Below are 13,736 nucleotides of genomic sequence, written 5' to 3'. Positions count from 1 at the left end.
GCATGCTGTTATATACGATTTACCTGGTGGCGATTGTTGCCGAAGCGATGTCCGGCGCCATCATGGGCATGCGGCGCGGCATGGATTTGTTCGGCATCTGCATGATCGGCACCGTCACGGCGCTCGGTGGCGGCACCGTGCGCGACGTGCTGCTGGGGCACTATCCGCTGGGCTGGATCGCGCATCCCGAATACCTGTTGTTTACCATCGGCGCGGCTGTCGTCACGGCCTTTGTCGCGCGCTACCTGCACCACCTGCGTGCCATCTTCCTGCTGGTCGACGGACTGGGCCTGGTGGCGTTTTGCGTGATCGGCTGCGACATCGCCATGTCGGCCAAGATGCACCCGGCCATCGTCGTGCTGGCGGGGATGATCACGGGCGTCTTCGGCGGCCTGCTGCGCGATATCCTGTGCAACCAGATCCCCCTCGTGCTGCAGCGCGAAGTGTATGCCACCGTGGCCCTGTTCACGGGCAGCCTGTATGTGGGCCTGCTGTACTTCAAGGTCGACAGCTCCGTGGCGCAGCTGGCGTCCATCGGCGCCGGTTTCCTGTTCCGCTTCCTGGCCTTGCACTTCGAATGGCGCCTGCCGAATTTCAATGGCGACCGCATACGCGGTTTCGAGTAACGGCAGCGGCGTGAATATTTTCACGCGCCTTTAACCCCTTTTTCTCCGTCGCTGCGTTTCATGTTGGACACCCCAGCCAACCGGAGAAGAAGCGATGTCCAGCGCCCTCAAGATCACATTGATACTATCCCTGCTGCTGTCGACAGGCAGCCACGCCGCCGGCACGGCGCCGCGCAAGACCCTGGCGCCGTTTGCCAGCGAGCAGGCCTTGAGCAGCTATCTGCAGCAGTTGCAATCGCGCCAGGCGGCACTGCAAAGGGAGCAGCAGAAACTGCAGCGCGCCACGGCGCAGTCCATGGCGGTATCAGCGCCGGCCCCTCCCGCGCCGATGGCGGCGAAAGCCGCGCCGGCAGCATCGGCAGAAGCGGCGGAATCGGTCACCAATGTGCAGACGGCAGGCGTGGACGAAGGCGGCATCGTCAAGCTGCATGGCAAGCACCTGGTGATGCTCAGGCGCGGCAAGCTGTTCACCGTGCAGGTGGGCGGCAAGGCCTTGCAGCCTGTGTCTTCGCTCGACGCGTTCGCGCCGGGCAGCGACCCGTCGGGCAGCTGGTATGACGAGATGCTGATCGACGGCGATACGGTGGTGGTGATCGGCTACAGCTACAGCCGTGGCGGCACGGAGATCGGCCTGTTCGACGTCAACGCGGACGGCAAGCTGGCCTACCGCTCCACCTATCACTTGCGCTCCAACGATTATTATTCCTCGCGCAATTACGCGAGCCGCCTGGTCGGCAGCAAACTGGTGTTCTATTCGCCCCTGTCGCTGAACTTGCGCCGTGGCGACCCGTTCAGCGGTTTTCCCGCGCTGCGCCGCTGGCGCCCCGACGCCGTGCCGTCCGACTTCAAGCGCATCGCTCCGGCCACGCGCATCTACCGCACCGATGAAGAGCCCGAGATGGGCGCCGGCCTGACCCTGCATACGGTCACCGTGTGCGACCTGGCGCAGCGCGACATGCGCTGCGAGGCGACCGCCGTGATGGGACCGCAGGGCCGCGTGTTTTATGTGTCGGGCGAATCCGTATTCGTGTGGACCACCCGCCGCGGCAGCGATTCGGGCGTGTTCCGCATTCCCCTCGATGGCAGCGCGCCCAGCGCCCTGAAAGTGGCCGGTGCCCCCGTCGACCAGTTCTCATTCCTGGAAAGCGTTGACGGCCATCTGAACGTCCTGCTGCGTGCCGAAGGCCAGGGCGATGGCATGTGGGATGGCGCAAAAGGGCGGGGCGACATGGCCTTGCTGCGCGTGCCATTGGCGTCGTTTTCCGATGGCCGCGACAGCGCGCCCGCCAGCAGCTACAAGGCGCTGCCCGGTGGCGGTGGCTATGGACTGCAGAACCGCTATGTGGGATCCTATCTGTTGTACGGCAATCCGGGAAATTCCGGGCGCCGGCAGGCGGATCAGGCCTGGCCGCGCCAGCCCCTGTATGCCGTGCGCTGGGCCGATGCGGGCAGCGTGCAAGCCTTGTCGCTGCCGCACGGCGTGGAGCGCATCGAGGCGCTGGGCGATGACGCCGTGGTGATCGGCGCGCAGGGACGGGATCTGCACTTCAGTAGCATCCGCCTGGGAGCGCAGGCGGCGGTTGCCGCGCGCTATATCCGCGTTGATGCGGCGCAGGGCGAGTCGCGCAGCCACGGCTTTTTCTACAAGCCGCAAGCGGCCGGCGAGGGCATGATCGGCCTGCCCATCCTGGGCGCGGACGAGCGGCCAGGCCTCAACAAGTCAGCCGCATCCGTTCTCTATCTGCGCAACAGCGGCTTGCAATTGACGGAACTGGGCGCGCTGGCGGCGCGGTCCGGCCAAACGCCGGACGATGGCTGCCGCGCGTCCTGCGTGGACTGGTACGGCAATGCGCGCCCCTTGTTCCTGCAGGGCAGGGTCTTCGCTTTGCTCGGCTATGAATTGGTGGAAGGGGCGTTCAAGGATGGACAGATCCGCGAAGTGCGCCGCATCAGCTATGCACCCATTGCGCCCGCTGCACGCTGACGGCGTAGCGAAATTGTCGCCGCCGCGTAGTTCGGCTACACTGGTTCTTATGCCCGATACCCTGATCACTGCGACGGATGAAGACCTGATGCTGCGCTACAGCGCTGGCGACCTGCCGTCGTTTCGCGAACTGTACCGGCGCCATAGCCAGGGCCTGTACCGCTTCGTGGCCTGGCGTTCGCCGCGCCGCGCGTGGGTGGACGAGATCGCGCAGGACGCGTGGGCCAGCCTGCATGCGGCGCGCGCCGGCTACCAGCCGCAGGCGGCGTTCCGCACCTATCTGTACCAGATCGCGCGCAACCGTCTGATCGACATCCTGCGCCAGCGGGAAGGACAGGAACACGACGACGTGGGCGAACTGGCGGACGAGGGCACATCGCCGCCGCAATCGCTGGAGCAGAAACAGCAGCACGCGCTGCTGCATGCCGCCATCGCCGCGCTGCCGGTGGAGCAAAAGGAAGCGCTGGTGCTGCAGCAGTTCAGCGGCATGAGCATCCTCGAGATCGCCGTGGTGACGGGGGCGGAGGCGGAAACCGTCAAGAGCCGGCTGCGCTACGCCATGCAGAAATTGCGCGCGGGCTTGGACAGCGCCGCTGGCGCGGGAGGACAGGCATGAATACGCACGATACGGACCCTCAAGATCCTCAAGATCATCACGACGAAGAATTGAACGCGCTGCTGGCCAGCCTGCCGCAGCCCGCGCCTTCCAGCGCGCTCGATGCGGCCATTCTGGCGGACGCGGAAAAAGCCCTGCACAAGCCGGCAGCGGCGAACGACAGCGCCGATGGCGTGCTGCGCACCTTGCCTGCCAAGAAATCATCGGACTCTCTGCAGCGCTGGCGCGTCCCGCTGGGGCTGGCCGCGGCCGTGCTGTTGACGGTGAACCTGATCGGCGTGGACTGGTTCGGCTCGAAGCCGGCGCAATTTCCCGTGGTCGGGGAGCCGGTCACGCAGGAGGTGATGTCCGAACCGGCCGCTGCGCCCGCGACGGTGTCTGCGCCACCGCCGTCGGCACCGCGTGCCATGGCCAAGGCGGCAGCCAGGATGCCAGCGCAGGCCGAGCCAGTGCCGGCACCCGTGTCAGTACCAATACCCGTGCCAGCGCCAGCGCCACCGGCCCCGCCGCCCCCTGCCACGGCAATGCCTCAGGCGATGGAGCAGCAAGCGGCCATGCAGGCCGAGGCCAGCATGCAGCGCCCGGCACCGGTGCAGCGGGCGCTGGCCAAGCCCGCGCCCGTTGCGGCCCGCTCCGCGCCGATGCCGCCGCCCGCAAAGCTCGACGCTTCCGTATGGCTGGTGAAGATTGACGCCCTCTTGAAGGCGGGCGAAGGTGCGCTGGCGCAGGAGGAATGGGCGGCGTTCCGGCAAGCCTATCCCGACTACCCTGTGGCCGAGGAGTTGCGGCAGCGGCTGGAGAATAAGTAAAAAACGCTAGACGATTCCCTTCCTGCGCTCCCACACGGCGCTGCCCACGAAAATGGCGGCGCATACCCACATCACGGCCGGCAGGGCGTTCACGCCCACCGATTGCATCAGGACCCCCGTCAGCAGGGGCCCGCCGCCGCTGGTCACGCCCCAGGTGGCGTTGACGATGGCGCTGGCGCTGGTCAGCGACAGTCCCGTGAAACGCTCGCCGCAAGCCACCAGCGCCAGCATGTAGATGCCGCCCGCCGCCGCGCCCAGCAACAGCAGCAATGTCCACCACAGCCACGGCGTGCCGACGGCAAACGGCAGCAGCGGCAGCAGCAGGCAGACAGCCACGCCGCAGCCGGCATGGACTTTGGCGCGGCCGAAGCGGTCGGCCATCCAGCCCAGCGCGAATTGCAGGCCCGTGTCGCCCACCAGCACTACGGTGGCCGACAGCAGTGCCAGGTCCGTGCCGATGCCGTGCTCCATCGCGTACAGCGGCAGCAAGCTCAATGCCAGGGTATCGAACAGGGCGAAGAAGGCGGCGCCCAGCACGATCATCGGCATGCGCGGCAGGATCAGGGTCCACTTCACGCCGTGTTCTTCCGGTTCGCGTTCCGGGCCGCTGTTCGAGATCAGCATCAAGCCCGGCACGGCCAGCAAGAACAGCAGGCCGCAGGCGGCGAAGCTCCAGCTGATCTTGTCGTTGAACAGCGCCACGAGGGCGGGGCCGATCAGCTGGAAAAAGGTAAAGCTGGTGGTGTACATGGCGACCACGCGGCCGCGCGAATTATCGGGCGCCAGGCGATTCACCCACGCTTCGCCGATGGTAAACAGCACGCCCATGGCGCCGCCGAAGAGGAAACGCAGCAGGCTCCACGCCAGCAGGTGGTCGGTAAACTGCATGGCGATCGTCGCCAGCGACGCCACCCACACGGCGCCCAGCATGGTGGCGCGCGCGCCGAAACGCCCCACCCAGCGCGAGACGAACGGCGAGGCGGCCAGGATGCCGAGGGCGCTGATGGCCGTGATCATGCCGATGATGTCCGTGCCCACGCCGCGCTGGTGCAGGGTCAGGGCGGTGAGCGGCATGGTGGCGCCCAGGCCCAGGCCGACCACGCCGATGCTCACCACGAGGGCGAAGAAGTCGCGCCACGGCATGTGCTTCATGGCTGCCCCCGCAGGGTGGAAAAGGTGTTCGGTATGGCTGGAAAACGGTGTGGATGCATGGGAAAGTAAGGGACTTTGCCTGCGGCGCTGGTGTTTGGCGCCGGACGGGCATATGATGATTTTAATAAGGACAATACTGCAAAGCCGTAGTGTAGGCGATGTGAGCCGCCGCTGGCCACGTCCATCCGTGTGGCCGCCACTGCCGGCTCTGCTGTACAGTGAAGCGAGCGGCAGCGCCGTCACGGCGCTGTCATTGGATCGTCACGCCAGCGAGGAAGCTCTATGCGCCGTCCCATCGTTCTCGTTCCCGCCTGCCAGCGCCAGCTTGGCAGCCACGTCTGGCACATGGCACAGGACAAATACCTGCACGCCGTGCTGCGCGGCGCCGGCTGCATGCCGCTGCTGCTGCCCGCCCTGGGCGCGGATGCGGACCTGGAAGCGGCGCTGCAGATCGCCGATGGCGTGATGTTGACCGGCTCGGCCTCGAACGTCGACGCGCGCCTGTATGGCGAAGATATCCTCCATCCCGATCTGCCGCAAGACCCCGCGCGCGACGCCACCACCTTGCCCCTGATCCGCGCCGCGCTGGCACGCCAGCTGCCCCTGCTCGCCATCTGCCGCGGCTTCCAGGAAGTCAACGTGGCCCTGGGCGGTGGCCTGCACCAGGCCGTGCATGCGGTGCCGGGCATGCAGGACCATCGCGAGAACGTGCTCGATCCCCTGGCGCGCCAGTACGCGCCAGCGCACCGCATCAAGTTGATGCCCGACGGCCTGCTGTCACGCCTGCTGGGCGGCGAGAGCGAAATGATGGTCAACTCCCTGCATGGCCAGGGCATCGCCCGGCTGGCCGATGGCTTGCTGGTGGAAGCCCTGGCCGACGACGGCCTGGTGGAGGCGTATACGGTGGCCAGCGCCGCCGGTTTTACGCTGGCCGTGCAATGGCACCCGGAATGGCAGGTGGTAGACAATCCGCATTCCATGCGCCTGTTCGGCGCCTTCGGCCAGGCTTGCCGCGATTACCAGGAACAGCAGCATAGAAAGACAGGATGACAGGCGCGCCGCACGCAGTACGCGGTGTTCGATCAAGACCAACGAGAGGGAAACATGGCAATACGTGAAAATTTCACCTATACGGATATGGATTTGTGGCTCAATGAAAAGCGCGTCACGGAAATCGAATGCCTGGTACCCGACCTGACGGGCGTGGCGCGCGGTAAGATCCTGCCGCGCGGGAAATTCACCCAGGAGCGCGGCATGCGCATCCCGGAAGCGGTACTCGGCATGACGGTGACGGGCAATTACCCGATCGACGATGGCGGCTACGACCGCGCCATTTCCAGCACCGACCGCGACATGATCTTGAAGGCCGATCCCACCACCATCACCATGGTGCCGTGGGCAACCGATCCCACCGCGCAAGTCATCCACGACTGCTATTTCGCCGACGGCGCGCTGGTCGATTTCGCTCCAAGATCCGTGCTGCGGCGCGTGCTGAAACTGTATGCGGACAAGGGCTGGAAACCCGTGGTGGCGCCGGAACTGGAGTTCTACCTGACGGCGAAAAACACGGACCCGGACTTGCCCTTGAAGCCGCCCATCGGCCGCAGCGGCAGGGCCGAGACGAGCCGCCAGGTGTACAGCATCGACGCCGTCAACGAGTTCGATCCCCTGTTCGAGGATATCTACGATTACTGCGAATTGATGAACCTTGACGTCGACACGCTGATCCACGAGATCGGCGCGGGACAAATGGAAATCAACTTCCTGCACGGCGATCCGCTGGGCCTGGCCGACAAGGTGTTTTTCTTCAAGCGCACCCTGCGTGAAGCGGCCCTGAAACACGATATGTACGCCACCTTCATGGCCAAGCCGATGGCCGGCGAGCCAGGTTCCGCCATGCACGTGCACCAGAGCGTCGTCGATGCGAAGACGGGCCTGAACATCTTCAGCAACGAGGACGGTTCGGCCGCGCCCATCTTCAAGCATTACATCGCGGGCCTGCAGCGCTACATGCCGTCGGCCATGGCCATCGTCGCACCCTACGTGAATTCCTACCGCCGCATCGTGCGCCATACGGCCGCGCCGATCAATATCCAGTGGGGACTGGACAACCGCACGGTGGGCTTCCGCGTGCCCGAATCGGGCGTGCAGGACCGGCGCGTGGAAAACCGCATCATCGGCGCCGACGCGAATCCCTACCTGGCCCTGGCCGTCACGCTGGCCTGCGGCTATCTCGGCATGACGGAGCAGCTGGAAGCGACGCCGATGATGGTGGGCAGCGCCTATGACATGAAGTTCGAACTGCCGCAAGGCTTGCCCGAAGCCCTGCAGCTGCTGCGCGCGGAAGACAAGCTGCGCACGGTGCTGGGCGAGCGCTTCATCGACGTGTATGCGGCCATCAAGGACCTGGAACACCAGGAGTTCATGACCGTCATCAGCCCGTGGGAGCGCGAGCATCTTCTGCTCCACGTTTAAGAAAGGATCGCAATGAGTACAACAAACAATCCGCTGGCGCCGAGCGCTGCCCTGGTCGCCTCCGTGGCGCAGAAAAACGCGGCGCCGCAGGTGTATGACACGGCCGCCATCCAGAAAATGGACTCGGCCCACTACCTGCATCCATTCACTGATTTCCAGGACCTGGCAAGCAAGGGCGCCAGGGTGATGGTGCGCGGCGACGGCGTCTACCTGTGGGATAGCCAGGGCAAGAAGATCGTCGACGGCATGTCGGGCCTGTGGTGCGTGAACGTGGGCTACGGCCGCACGTCGATCTCGCAAGCCGTGTACCGGCAGATGGAGACGCTGCCGTTCTATAACAGCTTCTTTGGCACGACCAACGTGCCGGCCGCGCAGTTGGCCGCCAAGCTGGCGCAAATCTCGCCGCCGCAGTTCCAGCACGTGTTCTTCACCAGTTCCGGCTCCGAAGGCAACGACACGAATTTGCGCATGGTGCGCCGCTACTGGGATATCCTCGGCTACAAGGAGAGACATACCATCATCAGCCGCCACAATGCCTATCACGGCAGCACGGTGGCGGGAGCGTCGCTGGGCGGCATGGATGGCATGCATGCGCAGGGCGGCATGCCCATCCCCGGCATCGCGCATATCGGCCAGCCCAATTACCTGGAGTCGGGCCACGGCTTGAGCCCCGAGGAATTCGGTGTAAAGGCGGCTGGCTGGCTGGAAGACAAGATCCTGGAAATCGGCGCCGACAAGGTGGCCGCCTTCATCGGCGAGCCGGTGCAGGGCGCCGGCGGCGTCATCATTCCCCCATCGACGTACTGGCCGGAGATCCAGCGCATCTGCGACAAGTACGGCATTTTGCTCATCGCCGATGAAGTCATCTGCGGCTTCGGCCGCCTGGGGCGCTGGTTCGGCTCCGAACTGTTCGGCATCCAGCCCGACCTGATCACCTTTGCCAAGGGCGTCACCTCCGGCTATGTGCCGCTGGGCGGCGTGCTGGTGGGAGACAGGGTAGCCAAGGTGCTGATCGAGCAGGGCGGCGAATTCACGCACGGTTTCACGTATTCCGGCCACCCCGTTGCCTGCGCGGCGGCGCTGGAAAACATCCGCATCATCGAGGAAGAGCAGCTGGTGGCGAAGGTGGCCGACGATACGGGACCGTACCTGAAGCAGTGCTTCGCCAGCCTGGGCGAACATCCGCTGGTCGGCTATGCGGACAGCTGCGGCCTGGTCGCGGGCCTGAACCTCGTGCGCAAGAAGGGCGCCACCGTGCATGACAACGAGCTGTTCGACGAGGACCAGGGCGTGGGCATGATCTGCCGCGGCCACATGTTCGACAACGGCGTCATCATGCGCGCCGTGGGCGAACGCATGATCGTCGCCCCCCCACTGGTGATGACGCGCGCGCAGATCGATGAAATGGTGGGCTTGATACGCGTGTGCCTCGACAAGACGCATGCGGACGTGAAAGCGAAGGGCTGGGTGTAGGTTTTTGCCCCATTTTGCCGCCATCTGCGCATTTTTTGGACCAGAATCGCGGCAGTTCCGCTAAACTTCCATCCTGGCCGCTCTTTGTAGCGGCCAGTTTTTCATTTTGACACCCTCTTACCCAGAAGCTACCCACAATGACGATAGCAACACCCGCCGCGTCGGCCAGCGACGCCCCAGCGCCTTTCTTGCTGATTGATCAACTGGTCAAGGAATTCGATGGCGTGCGCGCCGTCAATGATATTTCCGTGACGATCAACAAGGGCGAGATATTTGCTCTGCTCGGCAGTTCAGGCTGCGGCAAGTCGACCCTGCTGCGCATGCTGGCCGGTTTCGAGACGCCGACGTCGGGGCGCATCGCTTTGGCGGGCAACAGCATCGTCGATGTGCCGCCGCACCAGCGCCCCATCAACATGATGTTCCAGTCGTACGCGCTGTTCCCCCATTTGTCCGTGTGGGACAACATCGCCTTCGGCCTGCGCCGCGATGGCTTGCCAAAGGCGGAAGTGGCGTCAAGGGTCGAGCAGATGCTGGCGCTGGTGCAGCTGGGGCAGTATGCGAAGCGCAAGCCGCACCAGTTGTCGGGCGGGCAGCAGCAGCGCGTGGCGCTGGCGCGCAGCCTGGCCAAGCGGCCGCAATTGCTGCTGCTCGACGAGCCGCTGGGCGCGCTGGATAAAAAACTGCGCGAACGCACGCAGATGGAACTGGTCAATATCATCGAGCAGGTGGGCGTCACGTGCGTGATGGTCACGCACGACCAGGACGAGGCCATGAGCATGGCCACGCGCATCGCCGTCATGAGCGAAGGGCGCATCCTGCAGGTGGGGGCTCCCGGCGAAATCTACGAGACGCCGAACTGCCGTTTCGTGGCCGACTTCATCGGCAGCGTCAACCTGTTCGATGGCCGCATCACGGAAGATGAACCCGACCACGTGGTCATCGCCACCGCCGATGGCGAGCACTATGTTTCGCACGGCATCACGGGCAACCTGGGCATGGATGTCTCGGTGGCCGTGCGCCCCGAAAAAATCGGCATCCAGATCGAGCCACCCGCCTTGCACGAGCGCGCGTCGCCGGCGGAACACGGCTACAACTGCGCCCAGGGCGTGATCGTCGCCATGGCATATTTTGGCAATGAAACCAGCTACCACGTGCGCCTCGACAGCGGCACGGTGGTGAAAGTCTCGCGCACCAACGCGGCCCGCCACGAGGCCGCGCGCCTCGAGCGCGAACAGCGCGTGTGGGTGTGGTGGGATGGCGCCGACATCGTCGTGCTGACCAGCTGAGGCCATCATGACGTCCATTTTGCAAATGCTGCGCGGTCTGGTCACCTTGCGCTGGATAACGGGAAGAAATGCGGGCCGCGGCGCCGTCATCGCCGTGCCCTCGCTGTTCCTGGCGGCAGCCTTCCTCGTGCCTTTCCTGATCGTGCTGCGTATCAGCCTGTCCGACATGGACACGGCGGGCAGCCCCTTCGGCGGCCTGCTGTCGTATGTCGACGGCATCGTCGTGCTGAAGGTCAAAATCGCCAACTACCTGTTCATCGCCGCCGATGAACTGTATCTGCTCACCTATCTCAGTTCATTGAAATACGCGGCCATCACGACCGCCATCTGCCTCTTCATCGGCTACCCGTTCGCCTACTTCATGGCGCGCGCCAGGCCATCGATCCGGCCCGTGCTGATGATGCTGGTGATGCTGCCGTTCTGGACCTCTTTCCTGCTGCGCGTGTATGCGTGGAAGGGCATCCTGGCCAACCACGGTTTGCTCAACGACCTGCTGATCGCGCTGGGCGTGGTAAGCGAACCGCTGCACATGATGAACACCTCGTTTTCGCTGGTGGTGGGCATGGTGTACGCCTATCTGCCCTTCATGATCCTGCCCCTGTACGCGAACCTGGTGAAAATGGATATGCGCTTCCTGGAAGCGGCGGCCGACCTGGGCGCCACGCCCTTGCAGGCGTTCTGGCGCATCACCGTGCCCCTGTCGAAATCGGGCATCATCGCCGGCGCCATGCTGGTGTTCATCCCGTCCGTGGGCGAATACGTGATTCCCGAGCTGCTGGGCGGCCCGGAAACTCTGATGATCGGCCGCGTGCTGTGGGATGAATATTTCACGAACAACGACTGGGCCATGGCTTCGTCGGTGACGGTGCTGGTGGTCTTGCTGATCCTCGTGCCGATGGCCATTTTTAACAAATACAAGACGGACCAGAACGCGGAGGAACGCACATGAACGGACGTAATTTCCTGCAGCGCTGGTTCGGCCGCGGCTGGCTCTCGCTCGGCTATCTGTTCCTCTACCTGCCCATCATCGTGCTGATCGTCTTTTCGTTCAACAGCTCGCGCCAGGACATGGTGTGGAGCGGCTTTTCGCTGCGCTGGTACAGCGAGTTGATGAGCGACACGGAAATCATCTCGGGCTTCGGTTTGTCCCTGAAGATCGCCTTCATGTCGGCCACCTCGTCTGTCATCCTCGGCACGTTTGCCGCCTTCGCCTTGAGCAGCTACCAGCGCTTCCGTGGCCGCACGGTGTTTTCCGCCATGGTCAGCGCGCCTTTGGTGATGCCGGAAGTGATCATCGGCCTGTCCCTGCTGCTGATGCTGGTGTCCATGCAAAAGGTCTTCGGTTTCCCCGAACGTGGCGTGCTGACCATCTGGCTCGGCCACACCCTGCTGGGCATGGCGTATGCGGCCGTGGTGGTGCAGTCGCGCCTGCAGGAGATGAGTAAATCCCTGGCCGAAGCGGCCATGGACCTGGGCTGCCGCGCGCACCAGGTATTCTTCCTCGTGACCCTGCCGAACATCACGCAGGCGCTGGCGTCGGCCTGGCTGCTGACATTTACCCTGTCGCTGGACGACGTGGTGCTGTCGGCCTTTTTGTCCGGTCCCGGTTCGACGACGATGCCGCTGGTGATCTTCTCGCGCGCGCGCCTGGGGCTCGATCCGCGCGTCAATGCCATTGCCGCGCTGACCATCCTGGTGGTGACGCTTGCCGTGATCGCGTATGCCGTGATGCTGGCGCGCGCCGACCGGAGACGGCGCAAGCAGATGTCTGCGGCTTATTTGGCAGACTAGGAGTAAGCTGGCGTTTTCACCTTGCAGGAGACGACCATGACGGAAAACACCAGCTGGCATGCACGGGCCGCAGAGATCAAAATCGATGGCCGCGCCTTCATCGATGGCGAACGGATGGCGGCGAAGTCCGGCCAGACGTTCGACAATCTGTCGCCCATCGATGGGCGTCTCCTGGGGCAAGTGGCCCGTTGCGATGGGGCGGACGTGGATGCGGCCGTGCAGGCCGCGCGCGCCGCCTTCGAGGACCGCCGCTGGGCAGGGAAATCGCCCGCGCAGCGCAAGCGCGTGCTGATCAAGTTCGCCGACCTGGTGCAGAAGTACGGCCCCGAGCTGGCCTTGCTGGAAACCCTGGACATGGGCAAACCGATCAAGTACAGCCAGAGCGTGGACGTGGGCGCCACGGCCAACTGCCTGCGCTGGTATGGCGAGGCGATCGACAAGGTCTACGATGAAATCGCGCCCACGCCCGCCAATAGCCTGGCCCTGATCACGCGCGAACCGGTGGGCGTCGTCGCCGCCATCGTGCCGTGGAACTACCCGATGATCATGGCTGCCTGGAAGATCGCGCCGGCCCTCGCGGCAGGCAATAGCGTGATCCTCAAACCCTCCGAAAAATCCCCATTGACGGCCTTGCGCCTGGCCGACATCGCGCTGGAAGCGGGCGTGCCGGCCGGCGTTTTCAACGTGCTGCCCGGCTACGGCAACGAGGCCGGCGCCGCGCTGGCGCTGCACATGGATGTCGATTGCATCGGTTTTACGGGTTCCACGCGCACGGGAAAATTGATTGTGCAGATGGCGGGCCAGTCAAACCTGAAACGGGCGTGGACGGAATTGGGCGGCAAGTCCGCCAACATCGTTTGCGCCGATTGCCCTGACCTGGACAAGGCCGTGGCGGCCGCCGTCTGCTCCATCTTCTTCAACCAGGGCGAAAGCTGCAATGCGCCATCGCGTCTGTTCGTGGAAGAATCGATCAAGGAAGAATTCCTGGCCAAGGCATTGGCCATGCTGCCGCGCTTCCAGCCCGGCGACCCGCTCGACGAAGCCACCGTCATGGGCGCCATCGTCGACGCCACGCAGATGCAAACCGTGATGGGCTATATCGCGGCCGGCAAGAGCGAAGGCGCGCAGCTGCTGGGCGGTGGCGAGGCCGTGCGCCTTGATACGGGGGGCTACTATGTGCAGCCCACCGTCTTTGGCGTGGACGCGGGCATGACGATCGCGCGCGAAGAGATCTTCGGCCCCGTGCTGTCCGTGCTGGGCTTTACGGATATTGCCGAGGCGGTGAAACAGGCCAATGCCACGCCGTACGGCTTGCAGGCGGCCGTATGGACGTCGGACATCAGCAAAGCCATCCAGACGGCGCGCGCCCTGCGTGCGGGCACCGTGCACGTCAACCAGTATGATGGCGATGATATCACCGTGCCGTTTGGCGGCTACAAGCAGTCGGGCAATGGGCGTGACAAGTCGCTGCACGCGCTGGACAAGTACACGGAGCTGAAGACGACTTGGATACAGGTGGGGTAG

At 64.5% G+C, this 13,736-nt stretch carries 12 protein-coding genes; 11 read left to right on the top strand and 1 reads right to left on the bottom strand.

Going from position 1 to position 13,736, the window contains the following annotated elements:
• Window positions 1–2 precede the first annotated feature (2 nt).
• The 4 genes from JAB1_RS21680 to JAB1_RS21665 all read left to right on the top strand — a co-directional run bounded on the left by JAB1_RS21680 (window position 3) and on the right by JAB1_RS21665 (window position 4,035).
• The gene (locus tag JAB1_RS21680; protein ID WP_070254674.1) at window positions 3–626 is read left to right on the top strand and encodes a trimeric intracellular cation channel family protein; all 624 of its coding nucleotides are present in this window, start codon (window positions 3–5) and stop codon (window positions 624–626) included.
• 94 nt (window positions 627–720) lie between these two features.
• Window positions 721–2,610 (top strand): beta-propeller domain-containing protein, encoded by a 1,890-nt coding sequence (locus tag JAB1_RS21675; protein ID WP_070281702.1) that lies wholly within the window; start codon window positions 721–723, stop codon window positions 2,608–2,610.
• A gap of 49 nt (window positions 2,611–2,659) precedes the next feature.
• A complete protein-coding gene (locus JAB1_RS21670) occupies window positions 2,660–3,226 on the top strand; it encodes a sigma-70 family RNA polymerase sigma factor (protein ID WP_070281701.1) in 567 nt (188 codons plus the stop codon).
• The gene (locus JAB1_RS21665) at window positions 3,223–4,035 is read left to right on the top strand and encodes a hypothetical protein (RefSeq protein WP_070281700.1); all 813 of its coding nucleotides are present in this window, start codon (window positions 3,223–3,225) and stop codon (window positions 4,033–4,035) included. Before JAB1_RS21670 ends, JAB1_RS21665 begins: the two co-directional genes overlap by 4 nt.
• Before the next feature lie 6 nt (window positions 4,036–4,041).
• Here the strand turns inward: JAB1_RS21665 and JAB1_RS21660 are convergent, their stop codons facing one another.
• A complete protein-coding gene (locus JAB1_RS21660) occupies window positions 4,042–5,187 on the bottom strand; it encodes an MFS transporter (RefSeq protein WP_070281699.1) in 1,146 nt (381 codons plus the stop codon).
• A gap of 282 nt (window positions 5,188–5,469) precedes the next feature.
• Here JAB1_RS21660 and JAB1_RS21655 point away from each other — a divergent pair, with 282 nt between their 5' ends.
• The 7 genes from JAB1_RS21655 (at window position 5,470) to JAB1_RS21625 (ending at window position 13,736) form a co-directional block, all read left to right on the top strand.
• On the top strand, window positions 5,470–6,237 hold the full coding sequence (locus tag JAB1_RS21655; protein WP_070281698.1) for a gamma-glutamyl-gamma-aminobutyrate hydrolase family protein: 768 nt from the start codon (window positions 5,470–5,472) through the stop codon (window positions 6,235–6,237).
• Between the two features lie 54 nt (window positions 6,238–6,291).
• Window positions 6,292–7,662 (top strand): glutamine synthetase family protein, encoded by a 1,371-nt coding sequence (locus JAB1_RS21650; protein WP_070281697.1) that lies wholly within the window; start codon window positions 6,292–6,294, stop codon window positions 7,660–7,662.
• A 12-nt stretch (window positions 7,663–7,674) separates the two neighbouring features.
• Window positions 7,675–9,135 carry an aspartate aminotransferase family protein gene (locus JAB1_RS21645; RefSeq protein ID WP_070281696.1) on the top strand — a complete coding sequence of 487 codons (1,461 nt, stop codon included), beginning with the start codon at window positions 7,675–7,677 and terminating at the stop codon, window positions 9,133–9,135.
• A 137-nt stretch (window positions 9,136–9,272) separates the two neighbouring features.
• On the top strand, window positions 9,273–10,421 hold the full coding sequence (gene potA, locus JAB1_RS21640; protein WP_070281695.1) for a polyamine ABC transporter ATP-binding protein: 1,149 nt from the start codon (window positions 9,273–9,275) through the stop codon (window positions 10,419–10,421).
• Window positions 10,422–10,428: 7 nt separating this feature from the next.
• Window positions 10,429–11,370 (top strand): ABC transporter permease subunit, encoded by a 942-nt coding sequence (locus JAB1_RS21635; RefSeq protein ID WP_070281694.1) that lies wholly within the window; start codon window positions 10,429–10,431, stop codon window positions 11,368–11,370.
• A complete protein-coding gene (locus JAB1_RS21630) occupies window positions 11,367–12,212 on the top strand; it encodes an ABC transporter permease subunit (protein WP_070281693.1) in 846 nt (281 codons plus the stop codon). The genes JAB1_RS21635 and JAB1_RS21630 overlap by 4 nt, the downstream gene beginning before the upstream one ends.
• Window positions 12,213–12,248: 36 nt before the next feature.
• A complete protein-coding gene (locus tag JAB1_RS21625) occupies window positions 12,249–13,736 on the top strand; it encodes an aldehyde dehydrogenase (RefSeq protein WP_070281692.1) in 1,488 nt (495 codons plus the stop codon).

Origin of the sequence: Janthinobacterium sp. MP5059B (genome assembly GCF_001758645.1) — a bacterium.
GTDB classification, from domain to species: Bacteria; Pseudomonadota; Gammaproteobacteria; order Burkholderiales; family Burkholderiaceae_D; genus Janthinobacterium; species Janthinobacterium lividum.
The sequence above is the reverse complement of the archived record's forward strand: the minus strand, read 5'-3'. Positions and strand labels throughout refer to the sequence as shown.